Genomic DNA, 22,975 nt, shown 5'->3' with positions numbered 1-22,975 from the left:
CATCTCCTTAATCTAAATATTTAGAATAAATATTGATATTTTGAAGTTTTTAGATTAGAAATTAATAAGAAAGCAAACAATGAGAAATTGTTTTTTATTAAGTAATAATAAATAGGAGGTACTATGCCGGCAGACTTTAATTTGACTGGATTACATAATGCGTATCACGAAGCTATCCATCGTGGTGATTTTACTTTTGCTTTTGAGATTTCTATGCCACCGGGAAGGTTCATTTTCTTTATGTTTTTTGCACAAGATGATGAAAAATCTAAAGATTTACTATATTTATACTTAAAAAATACGAATCGACTGGAAGAAATAAAATTATATGGTAGTCATCGGAATGGAGATTTCGAGATTTATTTTAATAATCGGTTAGAAGAGGCTATCAAAGCTGAATTAGGAATAGTAGGCGGCGGAAATCGCCCCTTTAGCCTTTATAATTTTTTTGAAGAGCTAAATGGAAATATACCTCAGCATTTACCTGCTCAAGCGCAAATAGCGACCTTAAGACAATATTATCCGCAAATACGGACAAAAATACCAAGGGTAGTAAATGATGAGGATAAGATTTACTGGATGGGGTTTATGCGCCCTAAAAGCGGTGTGCCGAGAGAGCAAACTTTAAGAAAACTATATGTTCATACTGAGTGCAATCATCAGCAAATAGACCGCTTATTGGCGGCTATAGCACCTTATGGATTAACTTTGAAATGGACGGATAATCCGGACAGAGCAAAGAATGTGGATTTTGTTTCTATGATCAATGAACTAAACCAATACAAGGATAGAAATATTAGTTAATCTGTTATGTAAAAATTAATAGAAATCATGTCCGCTTGCGCTTTACGCCAATGCATAGTGTCGTTAAAAAGTTTCTCTAACAATCGAGCGGTTTCGGGAGAGGCGTATTCTTTACTCCATTGACAAAAATGGTAACGGAACACAACTAATGGCATCATAATGCAATATGGTGATTTTTCAGTGTTTAAATCAACATAGCAACGTTCACCATCAGAGATATATTGCATCCAATAATTAGCTGTTAGTCCCTCAAATAGCCAAGCAAGGAATAATTTTGCCTGTTTATCGTGCAATACTACTGATTCAAGGTCGGTAACATAAACAAGAAACGAGGGGAGTTCAATGTCATATTGAAACGGAACTAGTTCGACCGGAAAATTAAGATCGATGTGATTAAGATAAATTGCGGATTTATTCATTTCATTCCTCTCTATGATAATTTAGGCGCGATTATTGGATTCGTTTACATAATGATATATAGATGCATACTTTCTTTTAGATTAAATTGCGTATCATTGATAACTTATTTTTAATGAAGAATGATTGCCGAACAAGATTGAATCAAAATAAAAAAATGAGAATTTATAAATAAAAAAAGCCCTAACACAGTTAGGGCCAAGGAGAATGAGGTATTAATTACCTACACTATGTTTATTATCGTATTATTTTATTGCTTTTATCACTTCTGATTTAACAAATTGACCAAAATCGGCTTCATTCGATGAAGCAATCCAAGAAATTCTAACTTTACCGTCTTCTTTTGCAAGGGTCATATCTACTTTTCGATGACCACGATAGCTACTAACCATATGATAATATACACCTGGTGTCGTTTCGTGGGCATGTCCTTGTTCATCAAGCAATTCTTCATAACGTTTACGTTCAAAACCGGATAATCCATTTAATTCCTCATCTCGGGTTTTAAATAGGAGATTTCGTTTGATTTTAACGTATAGCGTGTCAATATTTTTCGAGGAAACCACAAAGTCCTCAACGTTATAACGGTAAGCGCTTGAGCTTCGAGTATACACGCCATCAGAAGCACCGGATGAATTTCCTTTACCAAGAACACTATTCAATTGTCCGGCAACATTACCAACTGCATCATTCAATGAGTTTAATTCAGCACAACCACTTAAAGCAGCGACTGCAGATAAAACAAAAATTATTTTTTTCATCACAATTAACCTTAATTAGATTGAGTTCAGAATGGTATTGAATCATCAAAAGCATTTGCCGATGCATCGTGTGCACCATCTGTACTTTGAGGGCGAGTACCTAACATTTGCATTACATCACCTTGGATTTCCGTGGTATAACGATCTTGCCCGTTTTGATCTTGCCATTTACGAGTACGCAAGCGTCCTTCAATATAAACTTGAGCTCCTTTCTTGAGATATTGGCCGCAAATTTCAGCTAATTTGCGATAAAAAACGATTCGATGCCATTCAGTCACTTCACGACGTTCACCGGTGTTTTTATCCGTCCAAGCTTCGCTAGTTGCTACACTGATATTTGCAACAGCCTCACCATTCGGCATGCTTCGCATTTCAGGATCATTACCTAAATGTCCCACGATAATTACTTTATTAATTCCAGCCATATTGATTTCTCCTAAATCACAAAATTAACTGTCAAGATTGTGCATTTTTTACATCTAATCCTTAAGGGTAAATTCAGTAAAAAACACAGAGATTTTTTAACACAACCACGAAAGGCAAAGGTTTTTTTTTCGTTAAGGTAAGGGGCTTGTCCCCTTACCTTTAAAAGGCCTTTTAGTGAGCCGATTACAAACTAGGTCAATCCGATGATTACAAACTAGAAGATCCGACGATTACAAATGTGAGCCGGATAAACTATTTTCCATTTCTTTAATTTTTTCACCCGCACTTGATACCTGTCTCATCATAAAATTCAACACGGAAACCTGCAGATTAATCAAAATGCGCTCTTTTTCGGCTGAGACAAGTTTTTGTCGTAACTCCAAGGGTACACGAGCATTATTAAATATCGGTGTTAATACCGAACCACCGTTCTTTGAGGCTTGAAAACTGCGCCAGCGAAGAAACGTTCCGCCGGATGACGATGCTTTATCTCGAATCATGTGGAGAGGTAGCGTGGTAAGTGGACTATGTCGAACATTATGTAGCATATCATTCTGCTGCAACATTAAAGCCTCCCGTACTGCTGCAAGGGCTTCATACAAATATTCATACTGTTGCAACGAATCCAATTCACTAAATAACTGCTTCAGTGCATCATTGAGAGGTGTCGTTCTGCCCAGTTGTTTATACATATCGGAAGGAATAAGCACATTATCCATATTGGCTCCTTATATCATTATTCAGCTTGCGTCGGGGCAATTTGAACTTCTACTGAACCGGTATCCCCATTTTCATTGGGATCAGTAATGGATGATTTTTTAATGATTGGGGCAAATGTTGCACGTGTCGCGCCTGAAAGCACATCCGGCGTTAGGGTGTATTTCATGCGTTTTATCGCAGCTTCGTAGCGTGCATTATTTTCCAAAGCGTCTTGGCGAGTAATGCCGGAATGCTTATAGGTTTCCAGAATCCCGAAAGCGCGGCGAATCAATTTTGCACCGGACTCTAACCAGTCATACGCATCATCTCGAGTAATGATTGCGATATGTGAAGCGGTCATGACGGTACGGGCTAAGGAATCGAAATCAGCCAAGAGATACAATAATTGATAACCCAGCTGAGTATTCACAAAAATAGGATATTGGATCGGAGCAATATTGGCGCAACGCTCAATTTTAAAGTTTTCGGGGATTTTATCGCTGTAGAGTTGGACCATGCGCCAAGTAATTTCTTGCATTTCTTTGCGAAAGCTCAGTACTTTTTGCTCAAAACGCAGCAAATAGTCATCTGCATATGGATCATCCTGTTCAGCTGCCTGCTGAATTTGGCTGAGTAGAGATAGGGCATTCGGAATACTCAAGATGGATGAAGTCACTACATCACCTTCCTCATTTTTAACTAAGTCACGCCCATTCCACAAACGGGTGGCATATTGCGTATGCAGCGTAAAAGTTATTTCACTACGTAGCGGTCCAAGTTGTTGGTTGTATGTTGTTGTCATGTTATATCACCTTTTATGATTGGTTAAATTTTGTACTTTGAAGAACCCTTCTTCAGTGATTAAATTTTGTACTTTGTAGAACCCTTCTACAGTGGTTAAAATTTGTACTTTGAAGAACCCTTCTTCAGTGATTAAATTTTGTACTTTGTAGAACCCTTCTACAGTGGTTAAAATTTGTACTTTGTAGAACCCTTCTACAGTGGTTAAAATTTGTACTTTGTAGAACCCTTCTACAGTGGTTAAATTTTGTACTTTGGAAAGTCCCTTTCCAGTGGTTAAAATTTGTGCTTTGTCCAGTCACTTGACAATGATTAAAGTTTGTTCACCATACAAACCTAACCGCAAATTGACATCTTAAACTGACGAATACGCTCGGCACGCGCTTGTCGATCTTCTTTTGATATTGTCCGCATCGAACTTCCCACGTTATCTGTTTTCACATTATTGACTACATGGGTTCCGTTGTGTGGCATTAATCCATTTTTCACCAAAGAAGATTGGCCTTGTAAATGCTGTTCATAAAGAAATGGTTTAAATTCACCATGATGCGCGCGTTGAATCAAGCTCATGACATAGCTTTGCGGTTTCTTTACTTCACCTTTCACTACGCGTTGTTCAAGCTCAAACAGGATTGCTTTACAAATACCTAAATCGAGTCCACGCATCGCTTGTGTGACAGCCTTTTTTTCCAAAGGGGAAAAATGAACATTGGCTGACCAATCCATTTCATTCGCATTACCGGTACAGTACGTATTTGTATAAATACTAGTACTTGTACTGTACTGTGAAAAACCTGAGTTCCCTTTGGGAACTAAGCCTGAAATCAATGACTTATCATCATTTTGGGTGCTGAGTTCCCTTTTGGAACTTAGCTTGATTTGACTGAGTTCCTTTTTGGAACTCTGGTCGTTTTTACTGAGTTCCCCTGTTTTTTCACTGAGTTCCCTATTGGAACTCAGTAAATTTTCTTGAATATCTACCGCACTTTCTTGTTCAACATCATTCATTTTTGGGCGCTGTTGATAATCTTGCAGACGGGCACGCATCCAATCAATGTGGGATATATAATGCCACTGTGTGTTATCGGAAAGGAGATTTTCCACAATATGATTGGCGACACCACGCACAAAACTATCTTTATGGTGAATAGATTTTTCGAGCAATGCGATATAGTCATGATTAAGTTGAATCGTATCGATAATCGGCATCGGCTCATCGTGAAGAATATAAAAATTCCCCACTACCTGACCTTGCTCATTACGCACGGTCTCACAAAGTGTCAGCCAGCGTGTGAGTCGAAGTAGCAATAATGTTTGACTCACCAATTTACGTGATAACAAAGCCTCATCATAAGGTTTATCCGAAAGTAATTTGGCCAGCGCCTCATAAGACGGAAACAAGCCGGATTGAAATTCTCTTGCTTTATATTTAATCAGCTGCCACGCTAATTTTGCTCTTGACGTGAGATAGGGGTCAAAAAGCAAGCGAGTTGGCACGGTTTCATGTTGGTTGCCAAAAAAGAGCAACCCATGTTCTTGTACTTTTGTATCCATAATTTAATTCTCTTTGAGAATATTTTATTTTTATTATTGCAATGCCTCTGAACACGCTTACAATAACGAAGGAATTTTCCCAAGTTCCTTTACTCACGATAACGGGTAACGCCCAACTTAACGTAACGCACTAGGTTGGGCGTTATATTGTTTTTATGCGGCGCTCCAGCGACTGACCAATTTCCAAATTTCCGTTAGGTTAATGCCGGTTTCTTCCGCAATCAAAATTAAAAACTCAAGTCCTTCCGAGGATTCAATCGTTTGAATATCACTTTTATGCGCTTGCCATAAATCCCAAATTTGCTTTTCCTCCTCCTCACTGGCAGCCGGTTTTCGTCCCATCGGCTCTTGTTTGCCCAGCAAGCTACGGCGTGCAGAGACTTTTGCGGTGGTTAAACCAAAGTAAGAGTTCAGCATTTGTATGGAGGCTCCCAACATTAAGGCGCGATCGATGAGACGACGCTCTTGTGACGAAATTCGCACTCGGGCAATTAATCGCCAAAACGCCTCATGATCGATTTCCACTTTGGCGAAAGGTGCTTTAGTATTGGCCAGCTCATAAACCTCTTCCGTACTGAGTTTTTCAATTTCCTGTAATTCTTGTTTTGAGAAACCATAGTTGCGGCAAACATTAATGTTGCCCTCTTGCAGATTAACAAGGATCTCATTTAATACCACTTGGTTTAAATTGCTGAACATACTCATTGCGCACCTCCTTCAGCACGAATGTAGCGAACAAGGCGAATTAAACGAAAGAGTTTTACCAAGGTAATGTCATTAATCTCTTCGCTATGAAGTAAATAGTTCGGTGATAGGTTAAAAGTCGTCTCTGGTTGGCTGTCGGTTTGTAAAAGAGTCAAGAAGTCATAACACATCTGTGTGGCACCATCGACTTCTTTATCCAGTGCTTTCATACGATAAGAGTAGTCTACCGGTGTTTTCACCATATGCTCGACATAATCGGTAAGCCCAACGCTTTCGGCAATATCTAAGGCAAGTGAATAGGCTTCCACTTTATGTTGACGCCCCGGATAAACCTGCCAAATGTCATCAACCGGTTGACGGCCAACACAAGCAAAGGTTAATCCATTTTCTTCCGCACGTTGTTGACGTTGCTCCTGTACTGTCATCCCCGGGGTAATACCGAACTGTTGGCTCAAGTTTTTGGCAAAATCAAAGGAAAGTCCTTCTAAAGGATGTCCCTCTTCAGCAGATTCTTGCGTTTCTTGTTCATCATCCTCTACCGCTTCATCGAATGAAGGCGGTAATATGTCATGCGTTGATGAGCTCGGTTTAGGAATACTGTATGGGACCTCTGTCACGGCTGCCGATGACGTACTCGTGGCTTTAGGCGGAGAAAGATGCTCATCAATAGCCGGAGAGGGTTCTTGAGGAAGTTTGAACGTTTGCACATCCTGGAGGCTTTCTTGTACATGCTGTTCAATTTCATGTTGTTTCTGTGCCATCTTTTTAAAGCGTTGTTCATCAAGATCGATTTCCAGATAAAGCACTTCATAACTCACGCGATCGCCAAGCATGGAAGACATTTCATCAATCAGGTAATCTTGAAAGGTCTTCACATGGAATGGTTGATCATCGTTGCAACGTGTAAGGCTGTGCCCCCAAATTTCATCAAAGGTAACCTCCATTTCAAATTGGTAATTTTGCCAAATCGCCAAGGCGTTATTGCGAATGGCAAGTAGCTTATCGATTGGCGCATTGCCTAGTCCGGCAAAAAGCACATCTGGAATATAAGGATAGAGATACTCAATACATCGCCCCATCTTCGAAACCATAGTGTAGTGAATAATATATCCATCATTTTCTAACTCACTTGAAAGCTCCCGAGAAGAAAGGGTTTTCCCCAACTTTTTCTCGTAGTATTCTTTCGCTTGCTGGATGCCTAAGGCTTTCTCGATAAACGTGAGGTCGGCTCGGGTGTCATTTTCAATTAAATGTCCGATCAGCAAATCTAATTCGGCTTCCACGCTATCCGCACTTTCCCCTTTCCAAGGTTTGTACAAACACTCAATTGACCAGAAGCGCTGATCTTGTGTTTCGGTGAAGAGTTCTTTTAATGCCTGAATGCGCGTATTACCGCCATCTGCAATAATGTAATAAGGTTCGCCCGGGCGTTGAGTGATATTCGGTTTATGATCTAAGCCACGACGGCGAATGGATTCTTTAATTATTTCAAAATTAGGGTTGCGCGTCTTACGTGGGTTATGTTCGTAAGGGCGCAATTTGTCTAATGTCACCGTAATATATTGAGATTGCACAGGATAATATGTCGCTGTCGTTTCTTGATAAGACGGTGATTGATTACTAATCGGTTGTACATTAAGTCCCTTTGCAATGGCATCTAACTGACTTTGTTGTTTTTTATTCTTTGCAATAAATGGGTTATTCATAATCTCTATCCTGTGTCGTTAAATTTTCAAAAATACTGTACTGTCCAAGAAATCGTGTTTTTACGGTGGCAAGCGGGCCATTACGTTGTTTACCGATAATGATTTCGGCCATCCCTTTATCCTCGGAATTCGGGTTGTACACCTCATCACGATAAATATAGATAATGACATCGGCGTCTTGCTCTAATGAGCCGGAATCCCGCAAGTCCGAATTAATCGGCCGTTTATTGGCGCGCTGTTCAAGACTGCGATTCAGTTGGGATAAGGCATAAATCGGGCAACCGATTTCTTTAGCCAGTTTTTTGAGCTCACCTGAAATGTCAGCTAATTCCAGATTACGGTTTTCAAACTTACCGGTACTGCGCATTAACTGGATATAGTCGATGATGATGGCTTTGGGCTTGCCATATAGACGGATGTTCTTACGAACTTTAGCGCGTAAGCGGTATGGGCTGAGGGAGGGTTCATCATCAATAAGCAGGCGATCTTGCCAGTTCTTCATGATGTAACCCGTTGTTTCCGCAATTTTTGCCCACTCTAGCTCGGTCAATTCAGTCGCTTTACGGATAGATTGCAAACTGACGCGGGAACGCATGGACATAAAGCGTTGAACCAATTGTTCCGCCGGCATTTCTTGGCTATAGAACTGTATTGGCGCGTCCATATATTTATCCAATGTACTTTGCGCGATGAGCTGCGCGAAAGCAGTCTTCCCCATTGAAGGGCGGGCGGCAACAATGATAAGTTCGCCGGGTTGACCGCCCGTCGTGGCTTCATCTAAGTCGTTAATGCCAGTTGGCGTACCACTCACCGGATCGGCGGATTCTGCCGCTTGTTCCATCTGGGTGAGAATTTTTTCAAAGGACTCTCCTAAATTAGCGACGGTATCTGTTTCCTCATCAACTGTAATATTGGTGTATTGCTTATCAACCCTTTCTTCAAAGAGCGATAAATCTTCATCATCCTTTGAAACTTGCATTTCATTAACAATAAACTGACCCAGTGCCGCAAATCGACGTTGTTTACTATGGCGGGCAATCACTTTCGCATAGGCAACAATATTTGAAGAGGAAGGTGTGTTATTGACAATTTGTGCCAGATAACCCAAACCAAACTCATCAATGAGTGACTTGTCGGTAAAGTACTGCTCCAGTGTCAAAATATCGACGGGTTTGCCGAGTTGTAACAAATGCACAATACCTTCAAAGATAATTTTGTGGGTATAGTTAAAAAAATCATCCGCATGAATTAATGTGGAAATTTCATCAAATAACTCATTCTTTAAAATAAGGCTCCCCAATACGGCGGCTTCCGCCTCAACGGAGAAAACCGGTTTAGCCTTGATTTGAGGGATTTTTTCTTTTGTCATGACAATTATCCCCGTTGCATCGGTTGTTCAAAATGTGCTGTAAATTGGGGTAAAAGAAGACAGCATAATTGCTTAATAACCGGGTATTCTGCTGAACTGTGGCGATATACCGGTAGAGAGTAGGTCGCGGCCTCTCTATAAGCAACATGATCCGGAATGGAAAAATCAAGGAAGGTTTTGCTACCATCAAACGTACTTGCAAATAACGTATGTAGCTGTTGCATAACAAATTTGACATCGTTGGTATTATCAACACAATTTGCAATCGCTTTTAATGGGGGAAGTTTGAAGCCAAAGGACTCAAATGTTTGTAAATCTTGATACATCCCAATGGTGCCACGAATGAATTCTTTTGCCGATAAAATTTGTGGAAGAATAGGGCAGAAGAGGACATCAGCGGCTAAAACTGACATATCTACGGTAATGTCGCGTGTACCGCGTGTGTCTACGACAATCACATCATAGTTATTAATGCTTTTAATGAGGTGACTAAAGCGGATGGCACCATCTGGTGCATTGCGCAACATTTGGCTAACATTATTAGAAGGGTCATTCGATTGGATTAAATCTAAATTCTTAATGACAGTTTGAGAAATGATATGGGAAGGGTCTATATCTCGTTGTGATAAAAATTCATGAATCCCGCCGGGGGCAGTACGCTCTAAGCTATAGTAAGAACTTAGTGTAGGCTGTGTATCAGTATCAATCAGCAGCGTTCTTAAGCCATGATCAGCGCAAAATGCACCAATGTTTGCCGCATTGGTACTTTTTGCAGAACCGCCTTTAGTACAGGCAATAGTAACAATATAAGGTTTTTTTGAAGTGTGGTTAACATTCATAATTTACTCACTTAACAAGAAAATTTACGTTAAGGAGTATTGACTTTAGGTAATTGATCTAAGAATGTTAACTGCTTTGGTGGGTCGTGAAGGATTCGAACCTTCGACCAACGGATTAAAAGTCCGCTGCTCTACCGACTGAGCTAACGACCCATGTGTACATTAGGTAACCATTTAAGAAAGGAAAAAAGGAATCTTTAAAATGGTGCCCGAGGCCAGACTTGAACTGGCACGCCTCGAAAGGCGAGGGATTTTAAATCCCTTGTGTCTACCGATTCCACCACTCGGGCAAAATAACTAACTGCGATAAAAGGTTATGGAGGCGTGTCCCGGAGTCGAACCGAGCTACATGGATTTGCAATCCAGTGCATAACCGCTTTGCTAACACGCCGTTAGTTTGGAGCGGGAAACGAGGCTCGAACTCGCGACCCCGACCTTGGCAAGGTCGTGCTCTACCAACTGAGCTATTCCCGCATTCGCTGTTAGTGGCGTGCATTTTACTGACTTATGTCTCACTGTCAATAAACAATTTAGAAAAATAAATGTGTTTGTTGAAAAAAAATGCAAATTTTAAAATTTCAATAGTAAATTTTTCATTTATTTGATGAAACCGTTATAAAAATCTCCTTTAATCACATTGTGCTTTGTGCCAAAATGCATGCACGATTTTTATCAAAAGTGCGGTATAAAATTTTGTTATTTTATCGGAGGATTTATGACGCAAGAATATGAGATTGATACCTTATTGGCTCAAGCCGGTAACCGTACAGATGCGCGGACCGGTGCAGTTTCCACACCAATTTTCCTTTCTACGGCTTATGGGCATCATGGCATCGGTGAAAGTACCGGATTTGATTACACAAGAACGAAAAACCCGACCCGCAGTGTACTAGAAGAAACTATTGCTAAATTAGAAAAAGGTGATCGCGGATTTGCTTGTTCTTCCGGTATGGCGGCAATTCAATTACTAATGTCTCTCTTTACCTCACCGGATGAATGGATTGTATCCAGCGATGTATATGGTGGCACCTATCGATTATTGGATTTTTGCTATAAAAATACGCACGGTGTGAAACCGGTCTATGTGAATACCGCGTCTGTCAGTGAGATTGAGGCGGCGATTACGCCAAATACCAAAGCCATTTTTATTGAAACCCCTTCTAATCCGTTAATGGAAGAATGTGATGTGGATGCGATTGCGAAGGTGGCGAAAAAACACAATTTATTACTTATTGTGGATAATACGTTCTTAACACCGGTGTTGTTCCGTCCAATGGAGCATGGTGCAGACATTGTTATCCACAGTGGTACGAAATATATTGCCGGTCATAATGATGTATTGGTTGGTTTAATTGTGGCGAAAGGGCAGGAATTATGTGATCGTCTATTTTACATTCAAAATGGTTCCGGTCCGGTGCTGTCACCATTTGATTCTTGGTTAACCATTCGAGGCATGAAAACTTTAGCTTTACGTATGCAACGTCATGAAGAAAATGCGAAAGCGGTTGCCGAATTTTTACGCCAACAGCCACAAGTTAAAGATGTGTTATACCCAAATAAGGGCGGGATGCTCTCTTTCCGTTTACAGGATGAAAATTGGGTAAATACTTTCTTAAAAGCCATTAAATTGATTACCTTTGCTGAAAGCCTTGGCGGCACGGAAAGTTTTATTACCTATCCGGCAACACAAACGCACATGGATATTCCTGAAGCGGAGCGTGTTGCTCGCGGTATTACAAATAATCTATTGCGTTTTTCAGTAGGATTAGAAAACATTGAGGATATTAAAGCGGATTTAATGCAGGCGTTTGCACAACTTAAATAAGTCATTCAGGGAGGGCAAAATGAAAGTTGCGGTGTACAGTACAAAAAGTTATGACCGAAAGTATTTAGAATTAATTAATGCTAAGTATGGGCTGGTGCTAGAGTTTTTTGATTTTATGCTTAGCGAGCGAACAGCAAAAATGGCGGAACATTGTGATGCCGTATGCATTTTTGTCAATGATGACGGAAGCCGAAAAGTATTGGAAAAACTGGCCGCACTTGGCGTAAAAATTATTGCATTACGTTGTGCCGGCTTTAATAATGTGGATTTAAAAGCGGCACAAGAGCTAGGCTTAACCGTGGTTCGTGTACCGGCCTACTCACCGGAAGCTGTTGCGGAACATACGGTTGGGTTAATGCTGACGTTAAATCGCCGTATTCACCGCGCTTATCAACGCACTCGTGAAGCGAACTTTTCTTTGGAAGGGTTGATAGGTTTTAATATGCATGGCCGAACTGTTGGGGTGATTGGCACCGGTAAGATTGGTGTGGCTGTTATGCGCATTCTAAAAGGGTTCGGTATGCATATTTTGGCGTATGATCCGTTTAAAAATAAGGCAGCAGAAGAGCTTGGAGCAGAATATGTGACGTTAGATGAAATTTATCATCGTTCACATATCATTACGTTGCACTGCCCTGCTACACCGGAAAACTACCATTTATTAAATCGTGATGCGTTTGCCAAAATGAAAGATGGCGTCATGATTATTAACACCAGTCGTGGCACTTTAATTGATACGCAAGCTGCGATTGATGCGTTAAAACAACGTAAAATCGGTTCTTTAGGAATGGATGTGTATGAAAACGAAAGAGATTTATTCTTTGAAGACAAATCTAATGAAGTCATTTTAGATGATGTTTTCCGCCGCTTATCATCTTGTCACAATGTCTTACTCACTGGGCATCAAGCCTTTTTAACAGAAGAAGCGTTAACCAGTATTGCCGATGTGACCTTATCGAATATTTATGCGGTGGGGAGCGGTAAGCCTTGTGATAACAAGGTGCTACCATCTTAGTTTTCAGCAATTAAACTAATTTGTGCGAATGGCTCTACGCTATGCTATTATGCGCAGACACTTAAACAAGCAATGCCAGATCAAATGGCATGATTCATTAAAAGAAATAAGGACAGAAAAATGAGTGAAGTATTACATTCCAGCGATGCAACTTTCGTAGCCGATGTGGTCAATTCCGACGTGCCGGTATTGTTAGATTTTTGGGCACCATGGTGTGGTCCGTGCAAAATGATTGCCCCAGTTTTAGATGAGTTGGCAGTTGAGTTTGCCGGTAAAGTAAAGATTGTGAAAATCAATATCGACGACAATCAAGCTACACCGGCACAATTCGGTGTTCGTAGCATCCCGACATTATTATTGTTCAAAGACGGCAAACCGGTAGCAAGCCAAGTAGGTGCATTGCCTAAAAATCAATTAGCCGCATTCATCAATCAAAATATCTAACGCATTTTGATGCGAGGATAATATTGAATCTGGCAGCGACTTCTAAGATTTGTTGCTGTCAGATTAATCTATCTTAAAATGTTTTCTAAAGGAGGGTATCAGTCCTTTAATTGAATGCAGAAACCCTCAATTCTCTGATATCACTTCCAGAAACTTATCCTGCCGTTTTACTCATCAAAGATCGTTGGGTTCATCTAAGAAAAACGCCCAACCTAATGCATTACATTAACTTGGGCGCAATAAAGAAGATTTGAATGTATTAGCGTTTATTTATGCCTTATTCATCAAACATCGCTGAAATAGATTCTTCATTACTGATACGGCGAATCGCTTCGGCAAGCATTTTTGAAAGCGTTAAGGCACGCACTTTTCCTAATGCGATAATTTCATCGGTAAGAGGAATGGTATCGGTCACAACGATTTCATCAAGGGCATCACTGGCAAGATTTTTTGCTGCGGAACCGGAGAAAACCGCATGAGTCGCATAAGCAAATACACGTTTTGCGCCACGTTCTTTTAATGCTTCCGCGGCTTTGCATAAAGTACCGCCGGTATCGATCATGTCATCTACTAAGATACAGTCGCGATCAGCCACATCCCCGATAATATGCATGACTTGAGAAACGTTAGCACGTGGGCGACGTTTATCGATAATTGCCATATCCGTATCGTTTAATAGTTTGGCCACAGCACGGGCACGCACAACACCGCCAATGTCCGGAGAGACCACGATTGGATTTACTAAATCGGTTTTCTTTAAAATATCTTCAATTAACACCGGAGAGCCGAATACGTTATCCACCGGTACATCAAAGAATCCTTGGATTTGTTCTGCGTGTAAATCACAGGTTAATACACGGTCAACGCCGACACCGGATAAGAAATCTGCCACCACTTTTGCGGTAATTGGCACACGCGCAGAACGAACACGGCGATCTTGGCGGGCATAGCCGAAATAAGGCACCACAGCGGTAATACGGCCTGCAGAAGCGCGACGCAGTGCATCAACCATTACTAACAATTCCATTAAGTTGTCATTGGTGGGTGCACAGGTGGATTGAATAATGAATACATCGCTACCACGAACATTTTCATTAATTTGCACTTGCACTTCACCGTCACTAAAACGGCCAACGGTTGCATCGCTTAATTTGGTTTTTAAGCATATTGAAATACGTTTGGCGAGTTCCGGTGTTGCATTACCGGCGAAGAGTTTAATATCAGGCATATTCGTTTAACCTCGGGAGTTATAGATTTATTAAGTAAGTATTAGTGGCTTGAGTCGGGCAAATTTTCAACATTTGTGCGTTGTAACATGGCATGTAATGGAGAAAGGTTTAATCCTTTTGCAACAAAGCCAAAGCAATTTTGGGGCTTTGCCTCAAGAACCCATTGTGCAGATTTTTCATCATCAAATTCTGCAAAAACACAAGCGCCGGTTCCGGTGAGTCTGGCCGGTGCATATTTTACCAACCAGTTAAGCAATTCTTCAACCTCAGAATAATGATCACGAACAACTTTTTCGCAATCGTTTGCGTATTCTTCTTGGAGTAATTGTGACAACGGTTTCTTTGGTGTTTGGCGTGGTAAATCGGGATCTGAAAATATAACGGCTGTGGAAATGGAGACATTCGGTTTGAGCACGACATACCATTTTTCCGGTACTTCACAATAAGTGATTTGTTCACCGACGCCCTCGGCAAATGCGGCCTTGCCATGCACAAAGATCGGCACATCCGCTCCTAAGCTTAAGCCCAATTGGGCTAATTCTTCAGTCGTTAAACCTGTTTTCCATAAATCATTTAATGCTACTAAAGTGGTTGCTGCATTGGATGAACCACCGCCGACACCACCACCAATCGGCAAAATTTTATCCAATTCCAGATCGGCACCAAGTGACGTATTAGTATGGCGTTGAAGCAAGGTTGCGGCACGATAAATTAAGTTATCTTCTACGTTTAAATCAGGAATGGATGAGACTAAATTAATTTTGCCATCATTTCTCACTTTAATTGATAGCCAATCACCAAAGTCTAAAAATTGAAATAATGTTTGTAATTCGTGGTAGCCATCGGGGCGTTTGCCATTGATGTATAAGAAAAGATTTAATTTAGCCGGGCAAGGAAAGCGCAACGGTTGTGCGCTTTCCAATGACGGATGAGATAAAAGTGCGGTGGAAAATTGATATGTTTTCATGCCTTAGAATTTCCATTCATCAACACGGATTTTCAGCGTTTGTCCGTCAGTTTTCAGCAAGATATTTTCCGGCATTGGTGGTTGAGAGCTGGATTGATAAGACAAATAATCCGCCGTCCACGTTTTACCGTCAAAGAAATGCGTGAACGAGGCGAGTAGATGATTTTCACCCACATGGTAGTCATCACTGCCTTTCGGTTGACCTTTTAACCAAAAAGCAAATTGATCCAATGGGAAGTCCATACCAATAATTTCCCGTAACAACATTTTGGCATCTGCCGCAGAACGTTGACGTCCTTTGTTATCAGAAATGGTCATGCCTTGGGCGTGCATTTGAATTTGCAACGTTTCGCTACTGAGGGTCGAATACAATTTCAGCGTATAATTTTGGGGGTTATGGTATTGCCAGTCAAAACGAGTAGAAAACCGTTCTTTTTTGCTGATATAGCCAAGCTGCCCTAAGGCTTGATAGCCTTCAATTCGTTTAATTTGTTGCAAATGTTGTTGCCAAGTCGGATCGGTGCTGTCGATATGTTTGACATCTGTTGGGCGTTGTTCATCGGTGACGACACAACCGGTTAAGAGTAAACCGATAAATAGCATCCACAAATAAGAGGTTAGTGTTTTCATAAGTCGTTATTTTTCCTGAGTGATCGTTGGGGGAGAAAAGTGTGGTAAGATTTCCGCACGTTTTTGTTTTACGGCGAAAATACGACCGCGATTCAGCTGATCGCGAATGGCTTTATGTTCAAAACCGGCAGCAATAATAGATTGAACATCAACTTTTAAGGCCGCTTGATATAAAGCCAACGCAAATTCTTGTTGTGGGTATTGGCTATGTTCAAAGCCCTTTCTGCCGCAGGTATCGGCAAAACACACTAAGAGAAATTCCATAAAACGTAATGGTTTACGCCACACATCAAAGGTATTAAACAGTTTCACCACCGTTTCCGGGCGTAGCTCAAAGATTTTGTGAATATGCGTGTGGTATTCACAAGTTAGCTCGGCTAGTTGTTGATAATAGGAGGGGACTTTGAGACGTTTGCACAAATTTCGCGTAGGCGTAATACCCAGTTTTTCATGGCCATGATGATGTGGCCAATTGGATTTTGGTGTTTTTGCTTTGCCTAAATCATGACAAATGGCGGCAAAACGCACCGCACTTTTATGACAATCTACCTGTTCGGAAAGCAAGGTGGCTTGTTGTAATACCATCATGGTATGCACAAAACTGTCAATTTCAGGATGATATTTGGCAGGGTTTGGCACACCATATAAGGCGTCTAATTCGGGAAATAAGACGGCAAGGGCGCCGACCTGACGTAAAGTTTCAAAATAAATTTCAGGATTTTTTTCGTTTAGCGCTTTTTCCGTTTCTGCCCAAACCCGCTCGGCGGTGAGATGTTGCAATTCGCCTTGCAGCGTGAGTGTTTGCATTAATTGCAAAGTTTCCGGCGCAATGGTAAATCCCAAATGATGATAGCGTGCGGCAAAGCGAGCAACGCGTAATACGCGCAAGGGATCTTCCACAAACGCCGGGGAAACGTGGCGCAAAATACGCTGTTGTAAATCATCGGCACCGTGGTAAGGATCGTATAAATTGCCTTGTAAATCTTGCGCTATGGCGTTAATGGTGAGATCGCGGCGAATTAAATCTTGTTCAAGGGTAATATCGGCGGAAAAGTCACAAATAAAGCCCGTATAACCTTGACCTGATTTACGCTCAGTGCGTGCGAGCGCATATTCTTCTTTACTTTGCGGATGGAGAAAGACAGGAAAGTCTTTGCCGACTTGTTGATAACCGAGATCGAGCAAGGCTTGCGGCGTCGCCCCCACAATCACCCAGTCACGGTCTTTTACCGGCAGGTTAAGCAGTTGGTCACGCACTGCGCCACCAACCAAATAAACGTAAAATGGCGTCTTAACCATTATGCCCAACCATCACGACGACGGCGTTTTGGCATGATTAATGGTAGGATTAAACCGATTAATAAGCCGACACCCAATACGGAACCGCCGTAAATAAACCATTGAATAGCAATTTCGCGTTTGCCGGCATCCAACATGGCTTCTAAATCACGGTTTTTATTTTTTGTGATTTCTAATTCGCGTTTGAGTTGCGAATTTTGTTCTAGTAATTCGCTGCTTTGTTGTTCCGCTTGTTTGGTTCGACGTTGCATTTCTGCCGTACGTTGTTGCCAAGCGTCATCTAATCGATTGAGTTTTAAGCTTAATTCTTGAATCTGGCTTTTGAGTTTTGGGTTTTCCAACTTGCTGCTGGCATTCGGGCTGAGTTCACTACTAAGAATCCACGCTTCACGATTTTTGCTGTCACGAATCAGTGTATAGCGATCTTTTTTATCAAGCACTGTGACGGCTTCACCGGCTTGAATTGAGCCTGCAATTTTAAATTGTTCTCCGGCACCTTTACGTAAAAAAGTAGAAAGATTTTCTGTGACATATTGTGTTTCCGCATAAGCGGCAGAAATTCCAACACTTAAAAAAAACGGTACAAGCAAATAATGCATGACTTTTTTCATATTGAACCCCTTCTATTGTATAAAATAATGAAAAGCCTGATTCCGGATCAAACCGATTGTCCCACTAATGCTGAGATGACACAACCGGTTAACTATGCCGTCAACAATCCGCTGCCAAATTAGACCGCACTTAAGCCGATATTAATGGAAAATGGCTTGTAGCAGATAGTAAATAATAATGGCAAATAATGCACCTGCCGGCAGCGTAACAATCCAAGAAACAAAAATATTACGAATAACCGTTAAATTAATGGCGGCAATCCCTCGTGCAAATCCAATCCCTAATACCGCACCAACAAGCGTTTGCGTGGTAGAAATCGGCAAACCGGTACCAGAGGCGAGAACCACAGTCATCGCTGTGGCAAATTGCGCAGCAAAACCACGGCTTGGGGTCAAGTCCGTAATGCCGGTACCGATAGTCGCCATCACTTTGTATCCCATAACAATCAGACCGACCATAATGCCGGAGGCGCCAAGAGGGAGAATCCACCATGCCAGTGGAGCGTTATTGATAATCTGTCCATCGCTTTCGATAATGGCAACAACGGCAGAAAGTGGGCCGATAGCATTCGCAACATCATTTGAACCATGTGCAAAGGCCATCGCACAAGCGGTCATCAGCATTAACATGCTGAAAACTTTTTCTACACCACCGAAAGCGCCGCCTTCTAGCATTTTGAATTTGAATTTACTGCTACGAAAATAGAAATGGCTGTAAACAATACTGATCAGACTGATGCCGAATGAAAGCAGAATATTTTCTGTATTGCTTAAGTTTAAGCCAACGTGTTTTAACCCTTTGGTTAAGGTGACGATACACAAAATGAAAATGGTGATGCCCATGTAATAAGGGCCGTATTTTTGCGCGTTTCGAAGTGGACTTTCTGTATCAAAAATCAGTTTTTGCGTACTATAAAAAATGGCATACGCAAGGAGACCGGCAATGACCGGTGTAATGAACCAACTGCCGACAATATTTTTAATATTGCTCCAATCCACCGACTGAAACCCTACTGTCACGCAAGAAAAACCCACAATAGCGCCCACAATAGAGTGTGTGGTGGAGACAGGCCAGCCCATTTTGGAGGCAATTAATAACCAAGCACCGGAGGCAAAGAGGGCGGCCATCATGCCGAAAACTAAGACTTCAGGTTGGTTGATGAATTGAGTGGTGTCAATGATACCGCTTTTAATGGTTTCGGTAACTTCGCCGCCGGCTAAATAGGCACCGGCCGCTTCAAAAATCATGGCAATAATAATCGCTTGTTTAGGGGTGATGGTACCTGAGCCAACGGATGTTCCCATTGCGTTTGAAACATCGTTGGCACCGACACCAAAGGCCATGAAAAAGCCGAAAACGGCTGTAATAATAATTAATAGTGAACCGTATTGAGAGAGTAATTCCATGAAGAATACCTAAATTAATGAAAATTAGGAGCGAGCCAGCATAAGTTCAATACGTGAACCGACACGTTGTGCTTGATCGGCCAATACACCGACCCATTCGATAATTTTATATAAGAACATGACATCAATAGGGTTATAACGCCCTTCGATTTCAAACAACATTTTTCTTAATTTAATTTGCATTTGATCCGTATCGTCTTCAATGGTATCAAGTTCGTTAATCATTTGATTAACAAAATTTAATTCACGTCCTTTAAAGCCGGTTTCCAATAATTGATCCATTTCTTCAATCACTTTATGCGCTTGTTCTGTGGCATCTAAGCTGCGTTTAACATAGCTCATAAACTCTTCCTGCATTTCTTGCGGAATACCGAATTGACGCCCTACCATGCGACCTGCAATATCCTTGGCATAATTGGCTAATTTATCTTGCTGGGTAACGAGTTCTAACAAATCGGTGCGTTCAATCGGCATGAATAAACCGCGTGGCAATTTTAATCGAATTTCACGTTTTAACACATCGGCTTGGCGCTCATGTGCGGAGATATCAAGACGAAGTTGCTCTGCACCGCTCCAGTTTTCTTTAAAGATAGCTTCAAAGAAAGGAATTAATAATTCACAGCATTCGGTAACTTTGCTGGAATGTTTTTGGAGAGGTTTTAAAGGGGAGTGAGCAAATAATCCAAGGATATTATTCATCGCCATAAAAGGAACTCCTTAGGAGATAAGGTTAATAATTCAGCGCGCATATTACATGATGTCAATGAAAAATTCACGATTTTAATCGAAAAAATCAGGCTTTTATCGGATAATGCAGAGAGAAAATACGAATAAAACAGAAAAATGAAGGAATTTAAAGGAAAGCGTATGCAGGATGAAATTGAATTAAAACTGGCGGTAGAAAATATTCAGATTGAACAATTCGCCTCGATTTTGGCACAATTTAACGTGATTGCGCATCAAAAAGCCTTCTTGGCGAACACCTATTATGATACGGCTGACGGATATTTTACCCGCCATAATATGGGGCTGCGTGTTCGACAAAAAGGCGATGATTATACGTTAACGCTAAAAACCGATGGCAAGGTGTCAGGCGGTTTGCACGTTCGCCCTGAATATAATGTGGCCTTGCCAAATGCGGAACCCAATTTGGCGGCATTAACGGAACACTATGAATTATCGCTAGAAATAACAGCGCCACTAAACCCGATTTTTAGCACGGATTTTGAGCGTCATATGTGGTTAATTCAAGCCACGCCGACGAGCCAAATTGAAGTGGCGGTGGATGTAGGCAAGGTGATTGCCGGTGAAAAACAGCAGTCCATTAGTGAAATTGAATTTGAAATTAAAGAAGGTGGATTAGTATCTTTTTTTGCCTTTGTGGCGGATTTTCTAAACCATTATCAAGGCAACGTGCATTTTTATTCTGTGAGCAAAGCCAAACGGGGGTATCAACTGGCGCAGGGTACAGCACCGAAATCATCAGATTGGATTGAACGCTGGCGTGGCTTTTTGCATACGGAAAAATACGCCAAAAAAACATCGGAAAAACTGACCGCACTTTTGCGTTACGAACAAGATTTACTCGAAGAAACGTTGGCGTTGGGTGTGGATTTTTTTGCGACCGATTTTATTAAAACCGTTGAGCGTGTCGGCGCCTTTTTTAATTTGACACATTATTATGACGATAACAAAAATCTCTTAGAAACGGCGCTCAACGAACAGGTCGCAGCAAATCATCACTATGCGTTGGAAAATGTGCTGACGGTATTGACCGAGGCCAACGCCCAATTCTTGGCGCAAATTCGTGAAATTATTCGCTTGCATAGCGAAACGAAAGACAACGCGTTAGCAATGAATAAATTGTTCGATCTTATCCAAACGCCACAGTATGCACAGCGTATGCTTCATCTGATGACATTAACGCTTGGCGAAGAATAAGGGGCGATCATGGCAAAAGCAAAAACGGCGTATGTGTGCAATGATTGCGGTGCAGAGTATTCTCGTTGGCAAGGGCAGTGTTCCGCCTGTAAAGCATGGAACACCATTTCCGAAGTGCGGTTGGTTTCTACGCCAAATAATAAAGCGGATCGTTTTTCCGGTTATGCCGGTGAAACCCGTGCCAAAATCCAAACCTTAGATCAAATTAGCCTGCAAGAAACGCCGCGTTTTAGTAGCGGGTTTAAGGAATTGGATCGCGTATTGGGCGGTGGTGTTGTGCCGGGCAGTGCGATTTTGATTGGTGGCCATCCGGGCGCAGGGAAAAGTACGTTGCTGTTACAGGTGATGTGTGATTTGTCGCAAAAAATGACCGCACTTTATGTGACCGGTGAGGAGTCTTTGCAACAAGTAGCAATGCGCGCTAAACGCCTCGGGTTGCCGCCGGAAAAACTCCACATGCTGTCGGAAACCTCTGTGGAACAAATTTGTCATTTGGCGGATCAGTTAAAGCCACAGATTATTGTTATCGACTCCATTCAAGTTATGCACTTAGCCGATATTCAATCCTCGCCCGGTAGCGTGGCGCAAGTGCGTGAATGCGCTTCTTTTTTAACCCGTTATGCGAAAACCCGTCAGGTCGCGATCGTGATGGTGGGTCATGTGACGAAAGATGGCACTTTGGCAGGGCCGAAAGTGTTGGAGCATGTTATTGACTGTTCTTTATTACTAGAAGGCGAAACTGATTCACGCTATCGTACGTTGCGCAGCCACAAAAATCGCTTCGGCGCCGTGAATGAATTAGGCGTGTTTGCCATGACGGAGCAAGGGCTGAGAGAGGTAAAAAATCCATCAGCGATTTTTTTAAGTCGTGGTGATGAGCAGACTTCAGGCAGTTCGGTTATGGTGCTGTGGGAAGGTACTCGACCGTTGTTGGTGGAAATTCAAGCCTTGGTGGATCATTCCATGCTTGCTAATCCGCGCCGTGTTGCAGTGGGACTAGAACAAAATCGCCTTGCCTTATTGCTTGCCGTGCTACATCGCCATGGTGGCCTACAAATGGGCGATCAGGATGTTTTCGTCAATGTCGTCGGTGGAGTCAAAGTCACGGAAACCGGCGCCGACTTAGCCTTGCTCTTAGCCCTCATTTCTAGCTTCCGCAATCGCCCGTTGCCACCGGATTTGGTGGTGTTCGGCGAAGTGGGATTAGCCGGTGAAATTCGCCCGGTGCCAAGCGGACAAGAACGTATCAGCGAAGCGGCGAAACACGGTTTTAAACGTGCTATTGTGCCTTTTGCCAATAAACCGAAAAGTGCGGTGGAAAATATGGCTGTTTTTACGGTGAAGAAGTTGGACGATGCGATTGCAGTGCTGGATAATTTCTAGGGGCGTTTTGGGATGTGTAATAGGACAGGTATTACCTGTCCTATTTTGTTTTGGCACGCTTTCCTGCAAATTTTCAGTTCGTAGCGTGCATCTTGATGCACGACCAAATTACGCACGGAACGTTATTTAACTTTTTCGGGCAT

Annotated in this window: 22 protein-coding genes, 4 tRNA genes and 1 pseudogene; 6 read left to right on the top strand and 21 right to left on the bottom strand. The window is 41.8% G+C overall.

Features of this window, described 5'->3' with window-relative positions; genetic code table 11:
- Positions 1-123 precede the first annotated feature (123 nt).
- Positions 124-804, top strand: coding sequence for a hypothetical protein (locus QZ106_RS01280; protein ID WP_295973242.1), 681 nt, complete (start codon positions 124-126; stop codon positions 802-804).
- Here QZ106_RS01280 and QZ106_RS01275 read toward each other — a convergent pair.
- The 14 genes and pseudogenes from QZ106_RS01275 to QZ106_RS01210 form a co-directional block, all read right to left on the bottom strand.
- A complete protein-coding gene (locus QZ106_RS01275) occupies positions 801-1,223 on the bottom strand; it encodes a hypothetical protein (protein WP_295973239.1) in 423 nt (140 codons plus the stop codon). The two genes, QZ106_RS01280 and QZ106_RS01275, sit on opposite strands and share 4 nt — an antisense overlap.
- 243 nt (positions 1,224-1,466) lie before the next feature.
- Entirely contained in the window at positions 1,467-1,982 is a 516-nt protein-coding gene (locus QZ106_RS01270; protein ID WP_295973235.1) for a membrane lipoprotein lipid attachment site-containing protein, read from the bottom strand.
- 83 nt (positions 1,983-2,065) lie between these two features.
- Positions 2,066-2,407 (bottom strand): annotated as a pseudogene (gene ssb / locus QZ106_RS01265) (single-stranded DNA-binding protein); the annotation flags it as partial.
- A gap of 231 nt (positions 2,408-2,638) precedes the next feature.
- Positions 2,639-3,127: a DUF3158 family protein gene (locus tag QZ106_RS01260; RefSeq protein WP_295973233.1), complete on the bottom strand. Its 489-nt coding sequence runs from the start codon at positions 3,125-3,127 to the stop codon at positions 2,639-2,641.
- A gap of 17 nt (positions 3,128-3,144) precedes the next feature.
- The gene (locus QZ106_RS01255; RefSeq protein WP_295973232.1) at positions 3,145-3,909 is read right to left on the bottom strand and encodes a PFL_4669 family integrating conjugative element protein; all 765 of its coding nucleotides are present in this window, start codon (positions 3,907-3,909) and stop codon (positions 3,145-3,147) included.
- A 335-nt stretch (positions 3,910-4,244) separates the two neighbouring features.
- Positions 4,245-5,462, bottom strand: coding sequence for an STY4528 family pathogenicity island replication protein (locus QZ106_RS01250; RefSeq protein WP_295973229.1), 1,218 nt, complete (start codon positions 5,460-5,462; stop codon positions 4,245-4,247).
- A 153-nt stretch (positions 5,463-5,615) separates the two neighbouring features.
- Positions 5,616-6,167, bottom strand: a complete 552-nt coding sequence (locus QZ106_RS01245; RefSeq protein WP_295973228.1) for a DUF2857 domain-containing protein — start codon at positions 6,165-6,167, stop codon at positions 5,616-5,618.
- Positions 6,164-7,873 carry a ParB family protein gene (locus tag QZ106_RS01240; protein ID WP_295973225.1) on the bottom strand — a complete coding sequence of 570 codons (1,710 nt, stop codon included), beginning with the start codon at positions 7,871-7,873 and terminating at the stop codon, positions 6,164-6,166. Before QZ106_RS01240 ends, QZ106_RS01245 begins: the two co-directional genes overlap by 4 nt.
- Positions 7,866-9,242, bottom strand: a complete 1,377-nt coding sequence (dnaB, locus tag QZ106_RS01235) for a replicative DNA helicase (protein WP_295973223.1) — start codon at positions 9,240-9,242, stop codon at positions 7,866-7,868. The genes QZ106_RS01240 and dnaB overlap by 8 nt, the downstream gene beginning before the upstream one ends.
- A gap of 5 nt (positions 9,243-9,247) precedes the next feature.
- Positions 9,248-10,081 carry a ParA family protein gene (locus tag QZ106_RS01230; RefSeq protein WP_295973220.1) on the bottom strand — a complete coding sequence of 278 codons (834 nt, stop codon included), beginning with the start codon at positions 10,079-10,081 and terminating at the stop codon, positions 9,248-9,250.
- A gap of 77 nt (positions 10,082-10,158) precedes the next feature.
- A tRNA-Lys gene (locus QZ106_RS01225) sits at positions 10,159-10,234 on the bottom strand.
- Between the two features lie 50 nt (positions 10,235-10,284).
- Positions 10,285-10,371 (bottom strand) — tRNA-Leu (locus tag QZ106_RS01220).
- Positions 10,372-10,398: 27 nt separating this feature from the next.
- A tRNA-Cys gene (locus QZ106_RS01215) sits at positions 10,399-10,472 on the bottom strand.
- Between the two features lie 7 nt (positions 10,473-10,479).
- A tRNA-Gly gene (locus tag QZ106_RS01210) sits at positions 10,480-10,555 on the bottom strand.
- Between the two features lie 241 nt (positions 10,556-10,796).
- Between QZ106_RS01210 and QZ106_RS01205 the strand changes: the two genes are divergently transcribed.
- The 3 genes from QZ106_RS01205 (at position 10,797) to trxA (ending at position 13,365) form a co-directional block, all read left to right on the top strand.
- Positions 10,797-11,906 carry a methionine biosynthesis PLP-dependent protein gene (locus QZ106_RS01205; RefSeq protein WP_295973217.1) on the top strand — a complete coding sequence of 370 codons (1,110 nt, stop codon included), beginning with the start codon at positions 10,797-10,799 and terminating at the stop codon, positions 11,904-11,906.
- A 19-nt stretch (positions 11,907-11,925) separates the two neighbouring features.
- A complete protein-coding gene (locus QZ106_RS01200; RefSeq protein ID WP_033002311.1) occupies positions 11,926-12,921 on the top strand; it encodes a 2-hydroxyacid dehydrogenase in 996 nt (331 codons plus the stop codon).
- Between the two features lie 120 nt (positions 12,922-13,041).
- Positions 13,042-13,365: a thioredoxin gene (trxA, locus tag QZ106_RS01195; protein ID WP_021615158.1), complete on the top strand. Its 324-nt coding sequence runs from the start codon at positions 13,042-13,044 to the stop codon at positions 13,363-13,365.
- 277 nt (positions 13,366-13,642) lie between these two features.
- Here trxA and QZ106_RS01190 read toward each other — a convergent pair whose 3' ends face one another.
- The 7 genes from QZ106_RS01190 to QZ106_RS01160 form a co-directional block, all read right to left on the bottom strand.
- Positions 13,643-14,593 carry a ribose-phosphate pyrophosphokinase gene (locus tag QZ106_RS01190; RefSeq protein WP_021615156.1) on the bottom strand — a complete coding sequence of 317 codons (951 nt, stop codon included), beginning with the start codon at positions 14,591-14,593 and terminating at the stop codon, positions 13,643-13,645.
- Between the two features lie 41 nt (positions 14,594-14,634).
- Positions 14,635-15,561: a 4-(cytidine 5'-diphospho)-2-C-methyl-D-erythritol kinase gene (ispE, locus tag QZ106_RS01185; RefSeq protein WP_295973208.1), complete on the bottom strand. Its 927-nt coding sequence runs from the start codon at positions 15,559-15,561 to the stop codon at positions 14,635-14,637.
- Between the two features lie 3 nt (positions 15,562-15,564).
- Positions 15,565-16,191 (bottom strand): lipoprotein insertase outer membrane protein LolB, encoded by a 627-nt coding sequence (lolB, locus tag QZ106_RS01180; protein WP_295973205.1) that lies wholly within the window; start codon positions 16,189-16,191, stop codon positions 15,565-15,567.
- Positions 16,192-16,197: 6 nt separating this feature from the next.
- Positions 16,198-17,490, bottom strand: a complete 1,293-nt coding sequence (locus tag QZ106_RS01175) for a multifunctional CCA addition/repair protein (protein ID WP_295973203.1) — start codon at positions 17,488-17,490, stop codon at positions 16,198-16,200.
- On the bottom strand, positions 17,490-18,101 hold the full coding sequence (locus QZ106_RS01170; RefSeq protein ID WP_021615152.1) for a TIGR04211 family SH3 domain-containing protein: 612 nt from the start codon (positions 18,099-18,101) through the stop codon (positions 17,490-17,492). Before QZ106_RS01170 ends, QZ106_RS01175 begins: the two co-directional genes overlap by 1 nt.
- 141 nt (positions 18,102-18,242) lie before the next feature.
- Positions 18,243-19,508 (bottom strand): inorganic phosphate transporter, encoded by a 1,266-nt coding sequence (locus tag QZ106_RS01165; protein ID WP_290521527.1) that lies wholly within the window; start codon positions 19,506-19,508, stop codon positions 18,243-18,245.
- Between the two features lie 24 nt (positions 19,509-19,532).
- The gene (locus QZ106_RS01160; protein ID WP_295973197.1) at positions 19,533-20,213 is read right to left on the bottom strand and encodes a TIGR00153 family protein; all 681 of its coding nucleotides are present in this window, start codon (positions 20,211-20,213) and stop codon (positions 19,533-19,535) included.
- Positions 20,214-20,375: 162 nt separating this feature from the next.
- On the opposite strand from QZ106_RS01160, the gene QZ106_RS01155 reads away from it, so the two are divergent.
- Both QZ106_RS01155 and radA read left to right on the top strand, forming a co-directional pair.
- Positions 20,376-21,449 (top strand): CYTH domain-containing protein, encoded by a 1,074-nt coding sequence (locus tag QZ106_RS01155; RefSeq protein ID WP_295973195.1) that lies wholly within the window; start codon positions 20,376-20,378, stop codon positions 21,447-21,449.
- Positions 21,450-21,458: 9 nt separating this feature from the next.
- Complete coding sequence (radA, locus tag QZ106_RS01150; RefSeq protein ID WP_295973193.1) at positions 21,459-22,832, top strand: DNA repair protein RadA; 1,374 nt, start codon at positions 21,459-21,461, stop codon at positions 22,830-22,832.
- Positions 22,833-22,975 lie beyond the last annotated feature (143 nt).

Source organism: uncultured Aggregatibacter sp., assembly GCF_901873365.1.
In the GTDB taxonomy this organism is placed as follows: Bacteria; Pseudomonadota; Gammaproteobacteria; order Enterobacterales; family Pasteurellaceae; genus Aggregatibacter.
Note: the sequence above shows the minus strand (reverse complement) of the source record. Positions and strands in the feature narration are given on the sequence as shown.